The sequence below is a fragment of the Streptomyces sp. NPDC058872 genome, from assembly GCF_042743065.1.
Taxonomy (GTDB): domain Bacteria; phylum Actinomycetota; class Actinomycetes; order Streptomycetales; family Streptomycetaceae; genus Streptomyces.
Genome location: NZ_JBHYMK010000011.1, coordinates 143,151 through 164,122 on the forward strand (window position 1 = coordinate 143,151; position 20,972 = coordinate 164,122).

General features: G+C 72.1%; 20 protein-coding genes, 1 pseudogene and 1 riboswitch. Of the genes and pseudogenes, 8 read left to right on the forward strand and 13 right to left on the reverse strand.

Going from position 1 to position 20,972, the window contains the following annotated elements; translation table 11 throughout:
- Nucleotides 1-4 precede the first annotated feature (4 nt).
- Both ACFW22_RS09770 and ACFW22_RS09775 read left to right on the forward strand, forming a co-directional pair.
- A complete protein-coding gene (locus tag ACFW22_RS09770; RefSeq protein ID WP_386401092.1) occupies nucleotides 5-511 on the forward strand; it encodes a DinB family protein in 507 nt (168 codons plus the stop codon).
- An 85-nt stretch (nucleotides 512-596) separates the two neighbouring features.
- On the forward strand, nucleotides 597-1,043 hold the full coding sequence (locus ACFW22_RS09775) for a VOC family protein (protein WP_386401094.1): 447 nt from the start codon (nucleotides 597-599) through the stop codon (nucleotides 1,041-1,043).
- A 305-nt stretch (nucleotides 1,044-1,348) separates the two neighbouring features.
- On the opposite strand, the gene ACFW22_RS09780 is transcribed toward ACFW22_RS09775, so the two are convergent.
- Nucleotides 1,349-2,341 (reverse strand): GlxA family transcriptional regulator, encoded by a 993-nt coding sequence (locus ACFW22_RS09780; protein WP_386401096.1) that lies wholly within the window; start codon nucleotides 2,339-2,341, stop codon nucleotides 1,349-1,351.
- A gap of 53 nt (nucleotides 2,342-2,394) precedes the next feature.
- Here ACFW22_RS09780 and ACFW22_RS09785 point away from each other — a divergent pair, with 53 nt between their 5' ends.
- Nucleotides 2,395-2,790 (forward strand): cupin domain-containing protein, encoded by a 396-nt coding sequence (locus tag ACFW22_RS09785; protein ID WP_386401098.1) that lies wholly within the window; start codon nucleotides 2,395-2,397, stop codon nucleotides 2,788-2,790.
- A gap of 197 nt (nucleotides 2,791-2,987) precedes the next feature.
- Here ACFW22_RS09785 and ACFW22_RS09790 read toward each other — a convergent pair whose 3' ends face one another.
- Nucleotides 2,988-3,227 carry a hypothetical protein gene (locus ACFW22_RS09790; protein WP_386401100.1) on the reverse strand — a complete coding sequence of 80 codons (240 nt, stop codon included), beginning with the start codon at nucleotides 3,225-3,227 and terminating at the stop codon, nucleotides 2,988-2,990.
- A 143-nt stretch (nucleotides 3,228-3,370) separates the two neighbouring features.
- Nucleotides 3,371-4,711, reverse strand: a complete 1,341-nt coding sequence (locus tag ACFW22_RS09795; protein ID WP_386401102.1) for a diacylglycerol/lipid kinase family protein — start codon at nucleotides 4,709-4,711, stop codon at nucleotides 3,371-3,373.
- A 509-nt stretch (nucleotides 4,712-5,220) separates the two neighbouring features.
- Here ACFW22_RS09795 and ACFW22_RS09800 point away from each other — a divergent pair.
- Both ACFW22_RS09800 and modA read left to right on the forward strand, forming a co-directional pair.
- Nucleotides 5,221-6,921, forward strand: a complete 1,701-nt coding sequence (locus ACFW22_RS09800) for a sigma-70 family RNA polymerase sigma factor (protein ID WP_386401104.1) — start codon at nucleotides 5,221-5,223, stop codon at nucleotides 6,919-6,921.
- Nucleotides 6,922-7,206: 285 nt separating this feature from the next.
- Nucleotides 7,207-7,989: a molybdate ABC transporter substrate-binding protein gene (gene modA, locus ACFW22_RS09805; RefSeq protein WP_386401106.1), complete on the forward strand. Its 783-nt coding sequence runs from the start codon at nucleotides 7,207-7,209 to the stop codon at nucleotides 7,987-7,989.
- Nucleotides 7,990-8,093: 104 nt separating this feature from the next.
- On the opposite strand, the pseudogene ACFW22_RS09810 reads toward modA, so the two are convergent.
- From ACFW22_RS09810 to ACFW22_RS09840, 7 genes and pseudogenes are all read right to left on the reverse strand, one after another.
- Nucleotides 8,094-9,478: pseudogene (locus tag ACFW22_RS09810) on the reverse strand (MFS transporter); the annotation flags it as partial.
- A gap of 103 nt (nucleotides 9,479-9,581) precedes the next feature.
- Nucleotides 9,582-9,959 carry an ArsR/SmtB family transcription factor gene (locus tag ACFW22_RS09815; protein WP_386401108.1) on the reverse strand — a complete coding sequence of 126 codons (378 nt, stop codon included), beginning with the start codon at nucleotides 9,957-9,959 and terminating at the stop codon, nucleotides 9,582-9,584.
- A complete protein-coding gene (locus tag ACFW22_RS09820; protein ID WP_386401110.1) occupies nucleotides 9,932-10,765 on the reverse strand; it encodes an ABC transporter ATP-binding protein in 834 nt (277 codons plus the stop codon). The genes ACFW22_RS09815 and ACFW22_RS09820 overlap by 28 nt, the downstream gene beginning before the upstream one ends.
- Nucleotides 10,762-11,760, reverse strand: coding sequence for a FecCD family ABC transporter permease (locus tag ACFW22_RS09825; protein WP_386401145.1), 999 nt, complete (start codon nucleotides 11,758-11,760; stop codon nucleotides 10,762-10,764). Before ACFW22_RS09825 ends, ACFW22_RS09820 begins: the two co-directional genes overlap by 4 nt.
- Before the next feature lie 101 nt (nucleotides 11,761-11,861).
- Nucleotides 11,862-12,944, reverse strand: a complete 1,083-nt coding sequence (locus ACFW22_RS09830) for an ABC transporter substrate-binding protein (protein ID WP_386401112.1) — start codon at nucleotides 12,942-12,944, stop codon at nucleotides 11,862-11,864.
- A gap of 37 nt (nucleotides 12,945-12,981) precedes the next feature.
- A riboswitch (cobalamin riboswitch) is annotated at nucleotides 12,982-13,162 on the reverse strand.
- 55 nt (nucleotides 13,163-13,217) lie between these two features.
- Nucleotides 13,218-13,427: a cold-shock protein gene (locus tag ACFW22_RS09835; protein WP_386401114.1), complete on the reverse strand. Its 210-nt coding sequence runs from the start codon at nucleotides 13,425-13,427 to the stop codon at nucleotides 13,218-13,220.
- 381 nt (nucleotides 13,428-13,808) lie between these two features.
- Nucleotides 13,809-14,402: a TetR family transcriptional regulator gene (locus ACFW22_RS09840; protein WP_386401116.1), complete on the reverse strand. Its 594-nt coding sequence runs from the start codon at nucleotides 14,400-14,402 to the stop codon at nucleotides 13,809-13,811.
- Between the two features lie 115 nt (nucleotides 14,403-14,517).
- Here ACFW22_RS09840 and ACFW22_RS09845 point away from each other — a divergent pair, with 115 nt between their 5' ends.
- Complete coding sequence (locus tag ACFW22_RS09845) at nucleotides 14,518-15,732, forward strand: alkane 1-monooxygenase (protein ID WP_386401118.1); 1,215 nt, start codon at nucleotides 14,518-14,520, stop codon at nucleotides 15,730-15,732.
- Between the two features lie 43 nt (nucleotides 15,733-15,775).
- On the opposite strand, the gene ACFW22_RS09850 is transcribed toward ACFW22_RS09845, so the two are convergent.
- The 3 genes from ACFW22_RS09850 to ACFW22_RS09860 all read right to left on the reverse strand — a co-directional run bounded on the left by ACFW22_RS09850 (nucleotide 15,776) and on the right by ACFW22_RS09860 (nucleotide 19,463).
- Nucleotides 15,776-17,128 carry an MFS transporter gene (locus ACFW22_RS09850; protein ID WP_386401120.1) on the reverse strand — a complete coding sequence of 451 codons (1,353 nt, stop codon included), beginning with the start codon at nucleotides 17,126-17,128 and terminating at the stop codon, nucleotides 15,776-15,778.
- A gap of 383 nt (nucleotides 17,129-17,511) precedes the next feature.
- The gene (locus tag ACFW22_RS09855; RefSeq protein WP_386401122.1) at nucleotides 17,512-18,498 is read right to left on the reverse strand and encodes an NAD-dependent epimerase/dehydratase family protein; all 987 of its coding nucleotides are present in this window, start codon (nucleotides 18,496-18,498) and stop codon (nucleotides 17,512-17,514) included.
- Nucleotides 18,499-18,512: 14 nt separating this feature from the next.
- Nucleotides 18,513-19,463: a ScbA/BarX family gamma-butyrolactone biosynthesis protein gene (locus ACFW22_RS09860; RefSeq protein WP_386401124.1), complete on the reverse strand. Its 951-nt coding sequence runs from the start codon at nucleotides 19,461-19,463 to the stop codon at nucleotides 18,513-18,515.
- Between the two features lie 128 nt (nucleotides 19,464-19,591).
- Here ACFW22_RS09860 and ACFW22_RS09865 point away from each other — a divergent pair, with 128 nt between their 5' ends.
- Together ACFW22_RS09865 and ACFW22_RS09870 are read left to right on the forward strand one after the other, a co-directional pair.
- A complete protein-coding gene (locus tag ACFW22_RS09865; RefSeq protein WP_386401126.1) occupies nucleotides 19,592-20,272 on the forward strand; it encodes a ScbR family autoregulator-binding transcription factor in 681 nt (226 codons plus the stop codon).
- A 128-nt stretch (nucleotides 20,273-20,400) separates the two neighbouring features.
- Nucleotides 20,401-20,972 (forward strand): acyl-CoA dehydrogenase family protein (locus tag ACFW22_RS09870; RefSeq protein ID WP_386401128.1); only part of this gene is annotated, 572 nt, incomplete at its 3' end.

A 20,972-nucleotide genomic window follows, 5' to 3' on the forward strand; every position in this document is an offset into this window, starting at 1 on the left:
CACGATGACGAGGATCAATGACACACCGCCCGCGTGGGACGAGCGCACCCAGCTCACCACCTTCCTCGACTACGCGCGGGACACCGCCCGCGCAAAGTGCGAAGGCGTCTCTGCGGAGAACGCCCGCAAGGCGCTCCTGCCGGGTTCGCCGCTGATGACCATGAGCGGAGTGATCAACCACCTCCGCTGGGTCGAGTACTACTGGTTCCAAGTAATCTTCCTCGGCGAGGAAGACCGGGCCCCCATGACGGACGAGGACCCGGACCGCGAGATGCGCATCGCCGTGGAGTTCCCGCTCGCGCAGTTGCTCGACGAATACGCCGAACAGAGCGCCCGGTACCGAGAACTGGTCGCCGGGAACGACCTGGACGAGCAGGCCGAGGGAACCATCCGCAACGGCCTCCGCGTCGACCTGCGCTGGATCCTCCTCCACCTCACCGAAGAGACCGCCCGACACAACGGCCACCTGGACATCCTGCGCGAGATGCTCGACGGCACGACCGGCTATTAGGTGCCGCATCAGGCGACGTTCGCCCTGTTGCAACGGTAGCTTTGCTGCCGGGTGGCGATCTCCTAGCAACACATGGAGGCGATTCATGAACCAGCAGTTGAACCTGGTGACACTGGGCGTCGAGGACGTGAAGGTCAGCCGCCAGTTCTACAGCCATGGCCTGGGCTGGACACCGCTGCTCGATCTGGAGCAGATCGTCTTCTACCAGATCGGCAAGGGACTGGCCCTGGCGCTCTTCCCCCTGGCTGACCTCGGTGCCGACACCGGACATCCGGCAACAGTCGGCACGTCCTTTACCCTCGCCCAGAACCTCGGCTCGTCCGCCGAAGTCGACAAGGCCATGCAGCGGGCCCGTGCGGCAGGAGCAACCGTCCTCAAAGAGCCGCAGCGCGCGGCATTCGGCGGCTACCACGGCTACTTTGCCGACCTCGACGGCCACCGCTGGGAGGTGTGCCACAACCCCGGCTGGTCGGTCGCCGAGGACGGCACCGTGACGCTGGCGGCCATCGAGGCAGCCGACACGGAGGACTGACGCCGCTTCCACCTTCTTGTTCTTGGCTGTCAAGCTGTGCGGGTGGCTGAACGCGTGCGTGTCCGCGAGGTCGATGCGACTTCGTTCCCGCCCCGTCTCCGGTGGCCCCACGGGCGGGAGGAAGCCCACCGCCATGGCCAGGAGCATCGCCGTGACGCTCATGACGCCCGTACGGGTCCAGCCGTATCGGACCACGCACGAACCCGTTGAACCGTCCCATGCGGACCGTGATGACGCGCTGCACGTGCCCGCAGCCGGCGTGGTCGAAGTGCACCGCGGCCGAACGCGGCAGCGCCGGAAGCCCCTCATGTGGCCTCCGGCCCGAACCGGTTCCGGTACGCCGACGGCGTGATGCCGGTCTCGCGGCGCATGAGGGTGCGCAGATGGGTGGCGGTGCCGAGCCCGCTGCGTCGCGCGACCACCTCGAAGCGCGACTCCCCCCGCTCGATCAGGCGACATGCCAGGGAGAGTCGTTCCCCCGTGAGCCACGCCAGGGGCGTCGTGCCCAACTGCGCCCGGAAACGGCGGTGCAGGGTCGCCGGGCTGACCGCCGCACGTGCCGCGAGGTCGGAGACGGTGAGGGGCGAGTCCAGGCGCTCCTGGGCCCAGGACAGGACGGGGGCGAGGGACTCGTCCGGCAGATCGGGCATCGGGCGCTCCACGAACTGCCGTTGTCCGCCGTCCCGATGTGCCGCGAAGACCAGTCGCCGGCTCACGGAGTTGGCGACCTCCGCACCGTGGTCGCGGCGGACCACGTGCAATCCCAGGTCGAGCGCAGCCGCGCTCCCCGCAGCGGTGAGGATGTCGCCGTCGTCCACGAACAGCACGTCCGTTTCCAGGTGGACGGAGGGGAAGCGGGCCCGGAAGGAATCCGCCCACTGCCAGTGGGCGGTGGCCCGTCGCCCGTCGAGGACGCCGGCTTCGGCCAGGGTGAAGGCGCCGCTGCAGAAGCCGACCAGTCGGGCACCGCGCGCGTGCGCCCGCCGGACGGCGTCGAGCACGGCGGGACGGCGGGGCACCTCGACGTCCGGCCGGTTCGGGACGATCAGGGTGTCGGCCGCATCGGCCGCTTCCAGACCGGCCACTCCCGTGAGGGTGAAGAATCCGTCCCGCATCAGGGTGCGGGGCTCGGGGGAGCAGAGCGCGAAGTCATAGAGGTCGCGGCCGATCTCCGGTCGGCGCAGGCCGAAGACCTCGGTCGCGCAGCCGAGCTCGAAGGGGTTCGAGTTCGCGTCGACGATCACGACGACCCGGTGCGCACGCGCCCCCCGATCGTGGTGCGAGGATTGTTTCGCCATGTGCAATTCCTAGCACTCACGACGGTCGTGCGACAGGCCCCAGGATTGACCCCATGAGCAGCGATCCCATTTCCCTGAGCAAGGCCCTGAGCTCGTTCGACGCCCTGTGGAGCCCCCGCATCGTCACGCACGTCAACGACTACGAGGTCCGCATCGCCAAGGTCGAGGGCGAGCACGTCTGGCACGTCCACGACCACACCGACGAGTTCTTCCTGGTGCTCGACGGCGAGCTGGACATCTCCCTGCGCGAGCCCGCCGGGGAACGCACGGTCACGCTTTCCCGGGGATCCGTCTTCACCGTTCCCCGGGGCACGGAACACAAGCCGCAGGCTCCGTCCGGCGCCTCCCTCCTCATGTTCGAGCCCACCGGGACGTCGAGCGTGGGCGATCGCCACGACACGGTCCCGGACCACGTGGACTCGACGACCGGGCACGCTCTGGACTGCTGATCCGGGGCGACCGGCGCGGGGGCCTCCGATCGCCCGGACCTCCGGCCGGGTGGAAGTCGGGGACGACCGGCGGACCGGGGCGGCTGCCCCTGCGACGGGCCTCGCGCTCGCGGCGCGGACCGGTCCGTCGCCCAAGGCCCTTCCGCGGCCCGCCCCGATGCGCGGGCCGCAGAGGGGCGGTGGTCCGGGCCCGCCGCTCAGCCGGTGCCGTGGTCGAGGACGTTTCCGTTGGCGCAGTGGTTGACGGTGTCGCCCGTCCAGGCCCCGCCCACGGGGACGACCGCCAGTTCCTGGAAGCAGACGGCGGCGGCGCTGAAGTTCCAGTTGTTCGCGGCGTTGACGCCGCTTCCGAAGTTGGCGTCGTCGTCGGCATGGGCCGGTGAAGCGAGCGCGAGACCCGTGAGGGCGAGGGCAGCGGTGGCAATGATCTTCTTCATGGTTTGCCAACGACCTCGGATGCGTCGGGTCACCGGGTCACCCCCGGAGTCCCCCGTCAGGACCGCGACCGGACGGGTCCCTCCTTCCTCGTGCGGCACCCGGAGGCTCCGTGCCGTGCTCGGGGGCGAGGCGCTTCGCCCCCTCAGGGCGCCGCCGTCCCGGTCCCGAAGGCGAGGTCGAGGATCCGGCGCCATTTCACGGGGGGCACCGGTGGCGCAGCGCCCGGACGGTCACGGGGAACCCGGACCCGCAGGACGCCCGGGCGCAGCGTGCACACGACGGGGGTGGGCATCTGCAGTGCCTCGCCGTCGACCGCCACGGGGATCTCGTCCGCGTCGGACGTCACCTCGACCCGCTGCGCGGCCATGACGGTGAGCCCGCTGGACTGCGAACCCCGTACGGCCAGGTCGGCGGCTTGGGTCGCGTCTTCGACCCGGATCGCGAGCACGCCCAGTTCACCGTCGTCGAGACGCGGCCGGCGACCGCTCCCGCTGAGCTCGTCGGGCGAGACGTACGGGTTGTTGCTGACCAGCACCGCCTGCTGGGACGAGAGGGCCGTGCCGTCGACGCGCGCATCGAGCCGTCGCACGCCCTCGCCGACCAGGAGGTCCGGCATGACCTTCAGGATCGTGCCCGCCTTGTCGTCGCGGTACTCGGGGCGTTGGACGACGTCGGCGTACACCCCGAAGGACACGGTGTTGACGAAGGCCCGGCCCGCGACGTCGCCGAGGTCGACCCGGAGCTCCTCCCCGTCGACCAGCGCCTCCAGACAACGGGCCGGGTCGGCGCGGTCGAGTCCCAGGTCCAGGGCGAAGTGGTTGCGGGTGCCCGCCGACACCACGAGGAAGGGCAGGTCGTGCTCGGCGGCAACCGCCGCGACCAGGGCCTGGGTGCCGTCGCCGCCCGCGACGCCGAGCAGGTCCGCGCCCTCGGCGACGGCTTGCCGGGCCAGTGCGGCGATGTCGGTCGGGGTCGACGGGTCGAGGAGGACCACTCGTGCACCGAGCTCCTCCGCCCGCTCGACCAGCCCGAAACGGGCGACCTTCCCGTCCCCCGACTTCGGGTTCATGATCAGGACCGGTCGCTCCGGGCGGACGGCCGGCACCGCCGGTACCGGCCGCTCCGGGCGCGACCTCCGCAGCGCCTCACGGGCACAGGCCAAGGCCGCTCCCCAGCACAGGCCCAGGACCAGAGCCGTCACCCAGCGGCCGCCGTGCGCGAGCAGCACCAGGACCGCGACGGGCGCGCCGACCGCGAGGAGCGCACCGAGCAGGCGCACCGAGCCGCGGCGCGCCACGAACCACCAGGTGCCGACGGCCCAGAGCACCAGGCCGAGGAGCCCGGCACCGACCACCTCCAGTCCGCCGTTCCCCAGCGGCAGCAGGATCACGATCACCGAAGCGACGACCGCGAGCACCGCGAGCCGTGCGAGGAACCGCACGTCCGCGCTCACCCGGGGACCCGTCCCGCGCCGCCTGACCATGGGTCCCTCTCCTCTCCGGTCTCCCCGCTCGACCGCGAGCACGGCCCGGGAACCAGCCTGCCCGCTGCCGGTCGGGAGGGCATCCGAGCGGGTCCGCGCGGATGAACGGGCCGGGGCAGCGCACCGGTCCCGGCCCGGTCGACACGGTGGTCGGGCTTCTGCGCGAGGACGAAGAACTCGCCACCGGGCTTCAGGCTGCGGTGCACCGTGCGGCACGTCCGCGCCGTGGCGGCCCTGTCCGGGGCGTAGTCGAGCAGCCGTACCCCCGGGGCGACGCCGAACCGCCGGTCGAGGTCCCCCAGCCCGGTCACGTCCCCGACCTCTTGGCGGATGCCCAGCGGCTCCCGCTCGCAGAAGCCACGAAGCCCCGGGGTGCGCCCCGGCCTCCCCCACCGGAGGACGGAGTTCTTGGAATTCGTTCGCGGTTTTCTGTTATCGGGCCCGCCGCCCCGTGCTCTCCCATCCGTTGGCCATCGACGACGGCGGGAGCAGACAGGGTGATGGGGAGCATGGGCGCACAGCACGTCACGGAACTGGTCAGGGCGGCACAGGGCGGAGACCCCCGGGCCCAGGACCGGCTCGTCGAGCTGCACCTGCCCCTGGTCTACAACATCGTGGGCCGGGCGCTGAACGGTCACCACGACGTCGACGACGTCGTGCAGGAGACGATGCTGCGGGCGCTCGCCGGGCTCGGCGGACTGCGCTCCCCGGACAGCTTCAGGTCCTGGCTGGTGGCGATCACCATGAACGGCGTGCGCAGCCACTGGCACCGGCAGCAGCAGGCCGGCATACCGACGGGCGACCTCGACGACGCCCGCGGTCTTGCGCAGCCGGGTACCGATTTCGTGGAGCTGACCGTGGTCCGGCTGAACCTGTCCGGGCAACGGCGGGAAACCGCCGAGGCGGCGCGCTGGATGGAGCCGGACGACCGTGACCTGCTCTCCCTCTGGTGGTTGGAGTGCGCCGGCGAACTGACCCGTCACGAGGTGGCCTCCGCCCTCCAGTTGTCACCACAGCACACGGCGGTGCGGATCCAACGGATGAAGGACCGCTTGGAGGCCGCGCGCGTGGTCGTGCGTGCCCTGGCACAGAACCCTCCCTGTCCGACCCTGCAGTACGAGACGGGCACCTGGGACGGCCGTCCCTCGGCCCTGTGGCGCAAGCGCATCGCTCGGCACGCCCGGAGCTGTGCGCACTGCGCGGGGCTGTGGAGCGGGCTCGTCCCGGCAGAGGGGCTGCTCGCCGGACTGCTGCTGGTGCCGCCCGCGGCGATGCTCCTCACGGGGATACGCGAGCGGGCGGGCTTCGAGGGGGCGGGCTTCGAGGGCTCTGCGACCGGGGCCGCCGCGGACACCGCACCCCTCGCCGCCGCCACGACGGCCACCGCTCCGACCCTCGGGCGCGGCGCCCGGAGCGCCCGCGCGGCCCGTCGCCGCCGGCGGCAGCGACGGCGCGACCGCAGGCGCGCCGTCCTCGCGGCGGGCATCGCCGTGGTGGCGGTCGCCGGAGGGGCCTTCGTGTTGACCACCGGTCCCGACGAGGACAAGGGGGCCCGGGAGGGAACGCTCGCGGCGACCAACGGCGTCGACCTGCCCACGGTGCAGGCACCCACCACGGTCACGACCACGCCTTCCCCCTCCGCCACTCCCTCGCGTTCCGCATCGCCGACCCCGAGCAAGACCGCCCGCCCCTCCCCCACCGCGTCGACGGCTCCGCGCACCTCCTCTCCGGCACCGTCCCGGTCTCCGCGGGCGACGCGGACTGCCCCGCCGTCGACCGCGGCCCCCACTGCCACGCGCACGGAATCCGGTTCCGGCGGCGGCTCCGGTTCCGGCTCCACGGAGCAGCAGGTGATCAGCCTGGTCAATGCGGAGCGCTCCAAGGCGGGTTGCGGGCCGCTGAGCGAGAACGCCCTGCTGACGAAGGCGGCCCAGGGGCATTCCGACGACATGGCCGCGCGGAACTTCTTCGACCACACCAACCCGGACGGCGACGGGCCCGGCGAGCGGATCACCGCTGCCGGGTACGCGTGGTCGTCGTACGGCGAGAACATCGCGAAGGGGCAGACCACCGCGGCCCAGGTGATGGACGCCTGGATGAACAGCTCCGGTCACCGGGCGAACATCCTGAACTGCGGTTTCAAGGAGATCGGCGTGGGTCTGCACACGGCCGGCGGCCCGTACTGGACGCAGGCCTTCGGGTCCCGCTGAGCACCGGCGGGCACGTGCGCCGGGGACCCTCGGACGCATGACGGAAACGGCGAAGCAACGGGCACGACGGTCGTGGGAGCGGGCGGGAGGGCATCGACCCCGGGGTGGTGCGGAGGACGGGGGACGTCCCCGGGGGACGTCCCCGGGGGCGGACAGGGCGCGGAAGGCCTCGGGCCCCCAAGAGGCGCCCTTCTTCATCCCTTCCTCCTATCCACCTCTCATCAGCCATGGAGACTCCCACAGACTTGTTGCAGATGCGAGCCTTCACTGCCTAACGTGTCGCACATGCCACTGACCCCACGTCGTGTCGCCACGGCCGCTCTCGTCGTATCCCTGCTCGCTCCGCTCGCCGCCTGCGGGAGCGGCGAACGGGGGGACGCACCGAAGGGCTCCGGGGCGCCCTCCGTCCGGCTGACGGTGCTCGCGGCCGCCTCGCTGACGGACGTGTTCAAGACGGCCGGGGCCGCGTACGAGGAGGACCACCCCGGGACGACGGTCGCCTTCTCCTTCGCCGGCTCCCAGGAGCTCGTCGCCCAGGTCGCCCAGGGCTCCCCCGCCGACGCCCTGGTCACCGCGGACACCAAGAGCATGGACAAGGTCCGGGCGGACACCGGCACTCCGACCGTCATCGCGAAGAACCGGTTGGTCATCGCCACCGCCGAGGGAAACCCCTTCGGGGTCGACGGGCTCGACGACCTCGCGGATCCCGGGCTGAAGGTCGTGCTCGCCGCCCCCGAGGTTCCGGCCGGAAAGTACAGCCGGAAGATCCTCGACGCCCACAAGGTCACGGTGCGGCCGGTCTCCCAGGAGCCGAACGTCCGCGCGGTGCTCAGCAAGGTCGAGCTCGGCGAGGCCGATGCCGGGCTCGTCTACGAGACCGACGTCGCGAGCGCCGGGGACAAGGTCGACGCGGTCGAGATCCCCGACGCCCAGAACGCCGTCGCCTCCTACCCGGCCGCCACCCTCAAGGAGTCGAAGAACGCCGAAGCCGCAACGGCCTTCGTGACCTGGCTGTCCTCGCCCGCGGCGCAGGAGCTCCTTCGGGACGCCGGCTTCCAGACCCCGTAGCCGCAGACACCGCACGGACGGCGGAGCGGCGTTCAGCGTCCGGGGCTCGACGTCCGCACCGCGGTGCGGACGGCCGCCTTCGCCCGTCCTGGTGGTGGGGGCCATCGCCGGTGCAGGTCATCGATGTGGAACGCATGCACGTGGGAAGCGCCCGCTCCCGCCACGTGCGGGTGCCCGGAGGGAAGTTCGGGGTGGTCGTGCTCCAGCGCGGCCGGGTCGTCCCGGGGCCAGAGGCGCACTGCGGCCACCGCCCCGAGGAGGGCGAACGCCGCGAGCACGACCGCCGAGACCGCGGGAGCGACCCGCGCGGCAAGCACTCCGGCCAAGGGGTAGGCGAGCAACCAGCAGGCGTGCGAGAGGGAGAACCGGGCGGCGAAGGCGGCCGGCAGGTCATCGCTCCGGGCGGAGCGGCGCAACACCCGGCCACCGGGGGTGAGCACCGCCGAACCGGCCGCGCCGAGGACCCCCAGAGGGCGAGGAGGGCGGGCCAGGACCAGGGGCCGGGCGCGACGGAGAGGCCGAGGGCGAGGAGGACGAGGGCACCGGGCAGGACGAGGGCGGCCCCCAGCATGAGCCCCCGATCGTCCCGCCGGTTCAGGACGCGGGGCAGCAGCAGGGCCACGGCCATGGATCCCGCACCGTACGCGCCGAGCGCGAGCGGTACGTCCCCGGGGCCGCGCCCCAGGACGTCGCGGACGAGGAGCACGGTGTCGACCAGGACCACGGCCCCGGCTGCCGCGACGGCCAGGTCGAGCGCGAGCAGGGCCCTCAGGCGCGGGGTGGCGAGGAGCAGTCGCATGCCGAAGGCCACCCGGGCGTACCGGTCGTGCCCCCCAGCCCCGGCCCGCGGTTCGGCCCCGGGCTCCGTTCCCGCGTCGACGTCCCGTTCCGTGTCGGACCGTCCGCCCGGTGCGTGCCCGGGTGCGGGCAGGCGGGCGGTCCGCACGAGGAGGGCGGAGGCGAGGAACCCGACGGCGGTGCCGGTGAAGAGCCAGTCGTACGGGGCCAGGGCGAGCAGGGCGGCGGCGAGCACCGGGCTCGCCAGGTTCTCCAGGTCATAGGCGAGTCGGGAGAGGGAGAGCGCCTCGGTGTAGTCGCGCTCTTCGGGCAGCACCTGGGGGATCGTCGCCTGGAAGGTCGGGGTGAAGAGGGCGGAGGCGGCCTGGAGCAGCAGGATCAGGACGTACGCCTGCCAGACCCGGGTGACGAAGGGGAGCGCCAGCACGACCGTCGCCCGCGCCAGGTCCATCGAGACGAGCAGGGCACGGCGGGGCACGCGTGCGGCGAGGGCGCCGGCGAGCGGGGCGATCCCCACGGAGGCGGCCATCTTGATGGCGAGCGCGGTGCCGAGCACGGCGGCGGCGTCCGTCCCGGCCAGGTCGTAGGCGAGGAGGCCCAGTGCGACGGTGGCCAGGCCGGTGCCCGCGAGGGCGACGACCTGGGCGCCGAAGAGGCGTCGGTAGGTGCGGTTGCGCAGGACGGACAGCATGGGGGTGCCCCCGGTCGGCCACGGCGAACGGCTGGTGGTTCCACCGTAGCCGACACGTGCACGATTGCGCACATGTTGACGCCTTCGGGTGCGGGAAGGAACGTCAGTCGTGCCAGGGCTCTCCCGTCACCTGGTGGTCGGCACGGTTGATCGCCTCGACGACCAGGCGCTTCAGATGTCCGTCGGGCATCGCGTACACGACCCGACGGCCGTCCTTGCGGGACTGGACCAGCCCGCCGAGGCGGAGTTTGGCGAGGTGTTGGCTGACCGCCGGCCGCGCGGCCCCGCACGCCTCGGTGAGGGCGCCGACGTCGGATTCGCCCCGGGTGAGCAGCCATACCAGGTGAAGCCGGGTGGGATCGGAGAGGAGGCCGAACACCTCGGCCGCTGACGCGAGTTCGCGCGCTCCCGGAGTCCGCTGGTGGGGGCGGGCAGCGGGGGCGGAATCGGGTGCTACGGATTCGGGTTCGGGCCTGGACATGGGCCCACCGTACCCAGGAAGCGGATGTGCGGGCGCCCGTCGGGGCCCGGTCGGGTCACGGTGCTGCGGACGCGGTAGACCTCGGCGATGAGTTCCTCGGTGAGCACCTCCTCCGGTGCCCCGCTCGCCACCACCCGCCCGCGGGCGAGGACCACGAGTCGATCGCAGTACATCGCCGCGAGATTGAGGTCGTGCAGGGCGACGACGGCGGTGAGGCCGAGGCCGGCGACGAGGGCGAGGAGGTCCAGTTGGTGTTGGACGTCGAGGTGGTTGGTGGGTTCGTCGAGGAGGAGTTCGCGCGGCTCCTGGGCGAGGGCGCGGGCGATCTGGGCGCGCTGGCGTTCGCCGCCGGAGAGGGTGCGCCAGGGCTGCCGCGCACGGTCCGCGAGCCCGGTGCGTTCGAGGGCGGTGCGGACCGCCGCCTCGTCGTCGGCCGAGGCCGGGGTCCAGGCCCGGCGGTGCGGCACGCGACCGAGGCGGACGACGTCGACGACGGTCAGATCGGTCTGGGTGTCGGCCTGCTGCTCGACCGCGGCGAGGCGCCGGGCGACCGTGCGGCGACCGAGCCCGCCCAGTGGCTCCCCGTCGAGCGTGACGGTCCCGGAGTGGGGGGCGAGGACCCCGGAGAGGAGGCGCAGCAGTGTGGACTTGCCCGATCCGTTGGGTCCGAGCAGCCCGGTGACGGTCCCCGGGACGAGCCGAACGCTGACCCCGTCGAGGACGAGGACGTCAGCGGCCGTGCGCACGACCCGATCGGCGGCGAGTCCGGTGCCGGCGCTCGTCCTCACGTCCGCGGTTTCGGTCATCGGGCGCTCCTGGTGCGGTACAGGACGAGGACGAAGGCCGGCACGCCGATCAGCGAGGTGAGCACGCCCACCGGCACCTCCTGTGGGTCGAGGACCGTGCGGGCGAGCGTGTCGGCCCAGACCAGGAAGACCGCTCCGGCCAGGGCCGTGATCGGCAGGAGGCGGGCGTGTCCGGGCCCCGCGAGCGCACGGGCTGCGTGCGGCAGGACGAGGCCGACGAAGCCGATCGCGCCTGCGGCGGAGACCAGGGCGGCCGTCAGGAGGGCGGTGACGCACAGCAGGACGAGCCGGGTCCGCACGACGGCGACGCCGAGGGAGGCGGCGGCCTCCTCTCCGAAGGCGAAGGCGTCCAGGGTCCTTGCGTACCCTCCGCAGACGAGCAGGGCCGCGGCGAGGGCGGCGAGGCACGTCCCCACCTCGGTCCAGCCGGAGCCGGCGAGCGAGCCGAGCAGCCAGAAGAGCACTCCCCGGGTGGTCTCGGCGTCGGCCGCGGTCATGACGACGAAGGAGGTGAGGGCGGAGAAGAGTTGCATCGCGGCGACACCGGCGAGGACCACCCGGTCCGTCGAGCCGCCGAGGGTGTGGCTGAGGAGGAGGACGAGCGCGAAGGAGACCACGGCTCCGAGGAAGGCGCCACCGGTGACGGAGAGGAGGCCCCCGCCGACGCCGAGGACGACGACCGCGACCGCACCGGTCGAGGCTCCGGAGGAGACACCGAGGACGAAGGGGTCGGCGAGCGGGTTCCGCAGGAGCGCCTGCATCACCGTTCCGCAGACGGCGAGTCCGGCTCCGCAGACGGCGGCGAGGAGGGTACGGGGCAACCGCAGGTCCCAGACGATCCCGTCGCGGATCGGTGAGAGCGTCGAGGTCCCGCCGGTGAGGTGCGCGGTCACCACGGACCCGACCTCGCCGACTCCGATGTCCGCCGGCCCGATGGTGATGGCCACGGCCACCGACAGGGCCAGCAGGGCGGACCCGAGCGCCGTCCACAGCAGCGCCCCGGTCCGGACCGACGGCGGGGCGTCTCCGCTCCCGCCGCCGGGGGCTCCGAGGGCCCGACCGGGAGCGGCGGCGACCTCGCTCCGGGGGTGCGCGGTCACCCGGCGAGCCCGTACGAGCGGAGCGCAGCCGCCACCTTCTCGATGCCCTCGACCGTACGGAGGGTGGGATTGAGCGCCTGGCCGCTGAGCAGGACGTACCGCTTGTTCTTCACCGCCGTCATGTTCCGGGTGACGGGGTCGGACTCCAGGAACTCGATCTTCTTGGCGGCACTCTCGGCCGACTGGGCCCGGCGTGTCAGATCGCCGATCACGAGGACGTCGGGGTCGCGGTCCGCGACGGTCTCCCAATTGACCTGGGGCCACTCCTCGCGGGTGTCGTCGAAGACGTTCTTCGCCCCGAGCGCGTTCGTGACGATGCCGGGTGCCCCGCAGCAGCCCGCCGTGTAGGGCGCCTCCGCGTCGGAGTACCAGTAGAGCACGGTGGCATCGGTGAAGTCGGCCGCCGCCGTGGCGCCGGTCACCCTGGCCTTGAGCCGGGCAACGAGTTCCTCGCCCCGCTCCGGGACCGCGAAGACCTCTGCCAGGTCCCGGATCTCGCCGTAGACCGTCTCCATGGTGAGCGGGCGGGTGCGGACCCCGTCGCCGTCGCCGCTGTTGTCCTTGCCGACGCAATCGGTGGGCGAGAGGTAGGTGGGGATGCCGAACTGCTCGAACCGCTCGCGGGTCGCGACGCCGCCCTCACCGAGGGTGTACGCGAAGGAGGCGGCGGCGAAGTCGGGTTCGACGTCGAGGACCTTCTCGAAGGAGGGATAGCGGTCGGCGAGTCGCGGAACCTTGGCGTTCTCCCGTTCCAGGCCCTTCAGCACCGGGTCCGTCCAGGTCGCGGTGCCCACCATGCGGTCGGCGAGGCCGAGGGAGAGCATGATCTCCGCTGCGCCCTGGTCGAGGGCGACGGCACGCCGGGGGGTCCGGTCGACGCGGACCGGTCGGCCGCAGTTGTCGTCGAGCGCCACCGGACGGGCGCGCTCCGGGGCTCCCGTCCCGGACGGAGCGGCAGTGGGCCCACCACCGCAGGCGGTGGCCGTCGCGGCGAGGAGGAGCATGCCGGCGAGGGCGGGCAGGGCGGAGCGGACCGGGGGTGCGAGCAGCACGGAACTTCCTCTGCGTCCACGGCTCATACGCGGAGCCTGTCGTACGGTGCTCCCCGGACGACCACGTGCCGCCGGGGCCGCCAGCAGGTCTTCGGACTCGGGGTCAGCCGGACGGAGCGCCTTCCCGGGCCCGTCGTGCTGCCCAGTGGCCGATGCGCCGCCCGTCGCCCTCACCGCTGCGCGTCAGTTCCGGTCTCGCACCGGATTCCCTGACCCGTGCACGTACCCGCTCAGGTGCGTACAAAGGTGCGACTGGCTTCGGCACAGTACCACCGGGCGTCGGACGCACACCGACCCCCGTCAGACGCGCAGTTCCTTCGCCTCGAAGCGGCCCTCGCCGAGGACCAGGACGAAGGTGACCTGTTGTCCCTCGGCGAGGACCCGGTCCTCGCCCTCGATGTCCTCGGCACTGAAGTAGACCTGCTCCTCGGAGCCCACGGGGACGACGAAGCCGTACCCGCCGAGACGGTTGAAGGACCGCACGAACCCCTTGCTCCTGCCTTCCACCACGACCTCCTCGTCACCGGCGGCGCGACGGAACGGGCCCCGGCTGCCGGACCCGTCCGGCACCGATCGGCCGGCCGTCGGCCGCGTCCGCGCCTCATGTGAGGTGTACCCCGCCGCCCCGCCCTTTCGCCACCGACGCCCCGCGGACGAAGCACGCTCGAACATCTCGTAGAATGTTCAACAGAGGTCCGCTGTCGGAGATCCCCCGTGTCCGACAGCGGACCTCACCCGTTTCCGGTGACGCCGGGAGGGAGCGGCGGCCACCCGCGAGCCGCACGACGCCCCGTGGCCCCGGTGGATGCGGGGAGCGGAGCGGGCCGACCGGAGAAGGGCCGGGCCGACGCCCGGACCGCACCGGGCCGCCCCTTCACCCGCCCGGGCCGCTCACGCGCCACCGGGGTACGCGATCCTCGCGGTGATCCTGGCGATGCGGCGCGCCGACTCCTCGGGTGCGGCGGCCGGCTGGACGATGTGGCTCACGGTGAGCCGCACGATCGTCTCGACGGCGAGCCCCCGGGATTCCTCGTCCACATCGGGCCAGGCCTCGATCGCATACGCGTCGAGCATCGCCATCGCCGTACCGAAGACCGGTTCCGGGCGGGTCGTGAGGTAGGCGAGGAGGTCGTCCTCGCCCCCCCGGGCCGCAAGGAGGACGCTCTTGATGAGCGGATTGTCCACGGCCTGCTGAAGCGTGTAGCCGACGCCCGCGGCAGCCGCCGCCTCCAAATCACCCGGGTGAGCGTCGAGTTCACGCTGAATGCCGAGCAGGAAGCCCTCCAGCTCGCGCTGGACCAGCGCATTGCCTATGGCGTCCTTCGAGCCGAACTCGTTGTAGAGCGTCTGTCGACTGATGCCGGCGGCCCGCGCGACGGCGGCCATGCGCAGCCCGCCCCACCCTTCGGCAGCGACGAGGCGGTAGGCGGCATCGAGCACCTGCTCGCGCAGGAGGGACCGAACACTCTCGCGGAAACGTGTCATCGTGTCCCCACTTTATCCAGGGGGCACTGTCCAAAGCATTGACGGTTAGCAGGGAAGGCGTCTATAAAATGGACAGAAGACATGCAAAGTGTCCACCCTCCGTGAGGAGCCGGTCGTGCCCCTGCCCAGCGACTCCCCCGACACGCCGGAAGCGCCCCGGGTCACCGGCGCTCCCGAAGCACCCGTCGCCTGGCGCGACCCCAAGCGCCACCTCTGGTTGCTCGGTCTGCTCATCCCGGCCTTTCCCTTCCTCTCCTGGGGGCTGGCGACCGCCACCGGTCTCGGCGTCTTCTGGTGGACCGGGCCCCTCGTCCTGTACGCGGTCTTCCCCGTCGTCGACCACCTCATCGGCAAGGACGCCGCCAACCCGCCGGACAGCGCGATCGCCCGGCTCGAACAGGACCGCTACTACCGCTGGTGCACCTTCCTGTACCTGCCCCTCCAGTACGCCGGTCTGGTCCTCGGCTGCTGGCTCATCACCCGGGGGGACCTCTCCGCGGTCGACCGGATCGGGCTGACCCTCACCCTCGGTGGAGTCGCCGGCATCGCCATCAACACGGCCCACGAGCTGGGGCACAAGACGGAGGCCCTGGAGCGCAGGCTCTCCCGGATCGCGCTCGCCCAGACCTGGTACGGGCACTTCTACGTCGAGCACAACCACGGCCATCACGTCCGCGTCGCCACCCCGGAGGACCCGGCGAGCGCCCGGCTCGGCGAAGGCTTCTGGCGCTTCCTGCCGCGGACCGTCCTCGGTGGCCTCACCTCGGCGTGGCGCCTGGAGGCGCGACGCCTCCGACGCCGGGGACGGTCCGTGTGGAGCCCGCACAACACGGTCCTCAACTCCTGGGCCCTGTCGCTCGTGCTCTTCACGGCGCTCGCGCTCGCCTTCGGCCCCGGAGTCCTGCCCTACCTCACCGCCCAGGCCGTCTTCGGCTTCTGCCTGCTCGAAGTCATCAACTACACCGAGCACTACGGCCTCAAGCGGGAGCTCGCCCCGAGCGGTCGGTACGAGCGCTGCGCCCCGCGCCACAGCTGGAACAGCGACAACGTCGCCTCGAACGTCTTCCTCTACCACCTCCAGCGGCACAGCGACCACCACGCCCATCCCACCCGGCGCTACCAATCGCTGCGCCACTTCGACGAGGCCCCCGAGATGCCCACGGGGTACGCGGGAATGATCGTCCTCGCGTACGTGCCCCCGCTCTGGCGACGCGTCATGGACCCGCGGGTCCTCGCCCACTACGACGGGGACGTGACCCGCGCGAACCTCCAACCGTCCCGTCGGGAGCGGCTCCTCGCGCGGTACGGGGCGGTGGGCCCCCGAGGATGAGGCCGGCGCGCCCCCACCGGACCCGTCGCCCCGGGGCGACGGGTCACCCCTCCTGGCCCCCGGGGGTGGCACCGCGCACCGGCCGTTCGTCGGGACCGATGCCGGAGCGGGGGTGGGCACGGGCGTCCTCGGGCACCTCGGGCACCTCCTCCCGGTCGGGGGGACGGCGCGTCCGCCGGTGCTCGAAGAGGAGCGCGACGAGGGCGGCCGCGGCGGAGACGAGGCCGCCGAACCAGAGGCCCGCGCGGGCACCGAGCCGTTCGGTGAGCAGACCGACGAGCAGGGCTCCCAGCGGAGTGGTGCCCTGCAGGATCACGGTGTAGAGGGCGAGGATCCGGCCCCGGTAGTGGGGGTCGCTGCCGAGTTGGATGCGGTGGTTGGCGGCCTGCAGGAAGGAGACGGAGGCGAATCCGGTGAGTCCGAGCAGACAGGCCGCACCGATGAAGCCAGGCGCCCACCCGGCCGCCGCCTCCAGCACCCCGAAGGCGAGGGCCGCGCCGATGACGGTCCGGGCCGCGGGACGCCCGCTGCGCCGGGTGCCGGCGACGGCCCCCAGGAGGGAGCCGGCCGCGAAGGAGGCGCTGAGGAGGCCGAAGGAGGCGGCATCGGCGTGGAACACCGTCTTGGCGAGCAGCGGCAGGGTCAACGGGAAGTTCATGCCGAAGAGGCCGATCGCGGCGACGAGCAGCATCGGCAGGGTGAGGTCGATGCGGGAGGCGACGTACCGCAGCCCGTCCCTCACCCGTACCTCTGCCTCCTCCCGCCCCGCGGCGGCGTCCTCCACGACGCACCCCCGGTACTCCTCCGGTCGCACCATGCGCAGCCCGGCGACGGTGGCGAGGTAGCTCACCGCGTTCAGGGCGATGGCCCAACCGGTGCCGAAAGCGGTGATGAGCAGTCCGGCGAGGGCCGGTCCGGCCACGCGGGCGATGCTGAAGTAGGCGGCGCTCAGCGCGGAGGCGTTGGGCAGCAGTTCGTTGCCCACCAACTCCCCCACGAACGACATCCGGGTCGGGACCTCGACCGCGTTGACGATGCCGACGCCGAGGGCGAGCAACCAGACGTGCCAGAGCCGCACCGTCCCCGTCAGGTCGAGCACGGCCAGAGTCAGGGCCAAGGCCCCCGCCGCCAGGTTGGCGAGGGTGAGCAGCATCCGCTTGTCGTACAGGTCGGCCAGGCGCCCTCCGTAGAGGGTGAGCAGTAGCACCGGGGCGAACTGGAGGGCGGTGACGGCCCCCAGGGCCGTGGCGGAGTCGCCGGTCATGCCGAGGACGAGCCAGTCCTGGGCGACGACCATCGTCCAGGTTCCCGCGACGGACACCAACTGTCCGGCCGCGAAGAGCCGGAAGTTGCGGACGGAAAGGGAACGGAAGGTGGTCGGCGGGGCCTTCGGCACGAGCGCGGATCACATCCCGGGTCGCGCGGACGGCTCTCGCCCTGCGCGGAAGCAGCGGCACAAGACGCCTGCCGCACCGCCGCCCGGTTGATCGATGGCCCTCTTCACTTCCGGAAGGACTCCCTTTCCCCTCTCGGCCACGCCTTTTCCCGGCACGGCAGCACGGGGTGTTCGCCCCGCTCCGCGCGCCCCGGCGAAGGGCTCGGCCGGAAAGCACGGGAAGCGCATCGGCAATCGGCACATTACCAAGCAGTCGCTTTGGTGGAATGGAGCGACAGGGGGCGACGGGGTGAACCTCGGCTCCGCGCCGCACATCGCACCGGGACACACGGGTGACCGCACGGGGGAACGTCGCACGGACCCGCGGCGCGGCGGGGAAAGGCTCAGGGCGTGTCGCCGAGGAGCTTCCGGTACCAGGGCAGGTGATCGGCGAAGCCCGCCCCGAAACCCGGACCGGGGTCGCAGCCCCAGTCCTGCCAGGGCCGCTCGTCGGCGAACCAGTGGTCAACGGCGAGCATGTCCAGGTGGTGGCCCGCGAAGGGGAGGCCCGCGAGCAGGTCCCTGGCTCCGGCGATGTCGACCGCGCGGTCCCGGGGCCGCTCCGCCGCACCGCCGACGAGCCCCTCGACTGCGGCGATCAGTTCCGTCACCGGGACCGGCTCGGGGTGGCCGACGTAGTGCGGACCGGGCTGGACCGTCGGCGCGAGCGCCGCGCCGAGCACGGCACGCGCCAGTGCCTCGACGTCGATCATGGAGTGCAGCGAGGACCCGCCGTCCAGTGGTCCCGGCAGCGCGGCGAGGAGCCGGGCGATTCCCGGCACCACCTGCCGGTCGCCGGTGCCGTACACCAGGTGCGGTCGCAGTGCCGTGCCGCCCGCATCCACGACGTGCCGCTCTCCTGCCGCCCGGGTACGGCTGGTCGTCGATCCGGGGGCGAGCGGAAGGCTGCCGGGCTTCGCCGCGCGGAAGGGGCCGCGGCCGTGGACGGATGCGGTGCTGAGGGCAACGATCCGGGTCGCCCCGGCCTCCAGGGCCGCGTCGACCAGGGCCCGGGTGCCCTCGTCGTTGACCGCGCGGGACACTTCCTCCCCGGCACCGACCGCCGAGGCACAGTGGACCAGCACGTCGATGCCGGCACAGGCTCGACGGAGCGCTTCGGCATCACGGAGGTCGCCCGGGACGGCCTCGACCGTCGGGCGGTCCACTGCGCGCACCCCCTCCTCGGCGGCCGTGGCGAGTGCCTCCGACGGGACGACGGGGCGGCGGGCGAGCAGCCGTACGTGCGCCGGCTCCGGGGCGAGCGCCGCGAGCGCCGCCACCCGGCTGCCGATGAATCCGGTCGCACCGGTGATCAAGAGGCGAGGTCCCATGGCCCTGGTCCGGTTCAACCCGCCAGGCAGGCGTCGCGGCGTGCGCCGACCAGCGCCAGGTCCCGGGTCGGGGAGGTGATCGTGGAGAGGAAGACGGCACGGCCGTCCTGCAGTCCGGTGACCCTGACGGCGACCGTCCGGGGATCTCCCCCGGTCAGGACCTCGGTTTCGATCCAGCAGGGACTGTCGAGTTCGGCGTACCGGGAGAAGGAGACGTCCATGGCCGTCGGCAGGAAGGCCCCGCCGCCGAGCGTCGCCAGGGCCGCCTGCCGGGCTGCTTCGAGGAGCAACATCCCCGGTATGTGGTCGTTCGGGCGGCGGAAGAGCGTGGGGTGTCCGGTGTTGATCCTCAGCTGCCACTGACGGGGACGGGTGCCGGGGGCGAGGACGACGTCCGCGCTGCGCCGGCGACCGACCAGCTGTGGGTCGACACCCGGTACCAGCGGAACCGGGCGGCCCAGTGCGGCCATGCGCTCGCCACGGATCCTGCGGTAGGCGGAGGCCGAGGTGCAGCGGGTCATGCCGGTCCCGGTGGCGAGGTGGCGGCCGTCACGGGTGAACACCATGGTGGTGCGCAGGCTGCGGAGACCACCGCGCCGGCTGTCCACGTCGGAGCAGGTGACGTCGACGGTGACGTCCGGGGAGAGCCCGCTCACGGCGAGGACCTCGGCGTCGGCGGAGTAGCCCAGGCCGTACATGACGAACTGGTCCTCGACGGGTACCCCGAATTCGGCGTGAGCGAGGAGCATGGTCACCTGACGTATCGTCTCGGCCACCAGCACCGGGTCGTGACGATCGCCCGTAACCGGGGAGAAGAAGGGATGTGCGGCAGGGAAGTGGGCGGAGACGGAGAACCGACTCTCCGACAATCGGGTCCAACCCGTGGGAATGATGTCCGCGGGGTCCGCTCGATGGACGAACTCCCCGGGGACGTGCGTCCTCGTTTCCGGACAGTCCCTTACCACGGATCCCCCTTGCGTCCACGCACCCCCGGGCGGCCTGTCCGCCCGATTTAGAATACGTACAGCGCGGTTTTCTTTTCAATGCTTCACGTCACACGGTGAGCACGGACAGCGACACAGCAGGAGGCGCCTTGGCTCAGCAAGCGCGTGCAATAAAGACCCGACGGGCGATCCTGGAGTCGGCCGCCACCGTCTTCGCGGAGCGCGGGTACGAGCGCACGACCATCGGCGAAATCCTGGTGCGCGCCGGGGTGACCAAAGGGGCGTTGTATTTCCACTTCGCCTCCAAGGAGGACCTGGCCCTGGGCGTGCTCGACGCACAGATGCTCGACGTGCCCCTGGCTCCGCAGGCGATCAAGCTCCAAGAACTCGCGGACCAGGCCTTCCTGCTCGCCCACCGCTTGCAGTGCGACGCGCTGGTGCGGGCGAGCGTCGCCCTGGCGTTGGACAGCGGTGCCACCGGGGTCGACCGGGTGGCCCCCTTCCAGGCCTGGATCGATCAGGTCTCGGAGATCCTGATGGTCGCGAAGGCGCGCGGGGAACTGCTCGTCCACGTGAACGTGACGGACACGGCCCAGCTCTTCTCCGGCGCCTTCTCCGGGGTCCAGGCGATGTCCCAGATCCTGTGCGACCGCAGCGACCTGCTCCATCGCGTCTCGGTGCTGCTCCAGCACTTCATGCCGAGCATCTGCACCCCGGCACTGCTCACCGGCCTCGACCTCACCGAGGGACGCGCCCGGACGCTCGGTGCCGATTACGACGCGGCCCTGCGCCGCAGGGAGCAAGGAAACTTCACGGAAGCCTCTGACTGAAAAAGCAAACCGTGCGGTTCCCTCTGCGCCCCGACACCCCATGGTGTCGGGGCGCCCTGGCATCATGGCACTGAGTGTGTTTTGCTGAGGGTACTCAGTGCCACAAGCGTCTAGGGGAGCTCCACATCATGGCTAAGGACTTCGACCTGTACCGGCCTTCCGAGGAGCACGACATGCTCCGGGAGTCGGTGCGTGCCCTCGCGGAGGCGAAGATCGTTCCGTTCGCGGCTGCGGTGGACGAGGAGGGCCGGTTCCCGCGGGAGGCCCTGGACGCGCTGGTCGCCAACGACCTGCACGCGGTGCACGTCCCGGAGGCCTACGGCGGCGCGGGCGCCGACGCCCTCGCCACGGTGATCGTGATCGAGGAGGTCGCCCGCGCCTGCGGCAGCTCCTCGCTGATCCCGGCGGTCAACAAGCTCGGCTCGCTGCCGCTGATCCTGTCCGGCTCCGAAGAGCTCAAGCACACGTACCTCGGCCCGCTGGCCAAGGGCGACGCGATGTTCTCCTACTGCCTGTCCGAGCCCGACGCGGGCTCGGACGCGGCCGGGATGAAGACCCGCGCGGTGCGCGAGGGCGACTCCTGGGTCCTCAACGGCGTCAAGCGCTGGATCACCAACGCCGGCGAGTCGGAGTACTACACCGTGATGGCCGTCACCGACCCCGACAAGCGCTCCAAGGGCATCAGCGCCTTCGTGGTGGA

Excerpts from the sequence above, each read along its gene's own strand:
- ACFW22_RS09770 (WP_386401092.1), top strand. The coding sequence starts at position 5 with ATGACGAGGATCAATGACACACCGCCCGCGTGGGACGAGCGCACCCAG.
- ACFW22_RS09775 (WP_386401094.1), top strand. The coding sequence starts at position 597 with ATGAACCAGCAGTTGAACCTGGTGACACTGGGCGTCGAGGACGTGAAG.
- ACFW22_RS09780 (WP_386401096.1), bottom strand. The coding sequence starts at position 2,341 with ATGGCGAAACAATCCTCGCACCACGATCGGGGGGCGCGTGCGCACCGG.
- ACFW22_RS09785 (WP_386401098.1), top strand. The coding sequence starts at position 2,395 with ATGAGCAGCGATCCCATTTCCCTGAGCAAGGCCCTGAGCTCGTTCGAC.
- ACFW22_RS09790 (WP_386401100.1), bottom strand. The coding sequence starts at position 3,227 with ATGAAGAAGATCATTGCCACCGCTGCCCTCGCCCTCACGGGTCTCGCG.
- ACFW22_RS09795 (WP_386401102.1), bottom strand. The coding sequence starts at position 4,711 with ATGGTCAGGCGGCGCGGGACGGGTCCCCGGGTGAGCGCGGACGTGCGG.
- ACFW22_RS09800 (WP_386401104.1), top strand. The coding sequence starts at position 5,221 with ATGGGCGCACAGCACGTCACGGAACTGGTCAGGGCGGCACAGGGCGGA.
- modA (WP_386401106.1), top strand. The coding sequence starts at position 7,207 with ATGCCACTGACCCCACGTCGTGTCGCCACGGCCGCTCTCGTCGTATCC.
- ACFW22_RS09815 (WP_386401108.1), bottom strand. The coding sequence starts at position 9,959 with ATGTCCAGGCCCGAACCCGAATCCGTAGCACCCGATTCCGCCCCCGCT.
- ACFW22_RS09820 (WP_386401110.1), bottom strand. The coding sequence starts at position 10,765 with ATGACCGAAACCGCGGACGTGAGGACGAGCGCCGGCACCGGACTCGCC.
- ACFW22_RS09830 (WP_386401112.1), bottom strand. The coding sequence starts at position 12,944 with ATGAGCCGTGGACGCAGAGGAAGTTCCGTGCTGCTCGCACCCCCGGTC.
- ACFW22_RS09840 (WP_386401116.1), bottom strand. The coding sequence starts at position 14,402 with ATGACACGTTTCCGCGAGAGTGTTCGGTCCCTCCTGCGCGAGCAGGTG.
- ACFW22_RS09855 (WP_386401122.1), bottom strand. The coding sequence starts at position 18,498 with ATGGGACCTCGCCTCTTGATCACCGGTGCGACCGGATTCATCGGCAGC.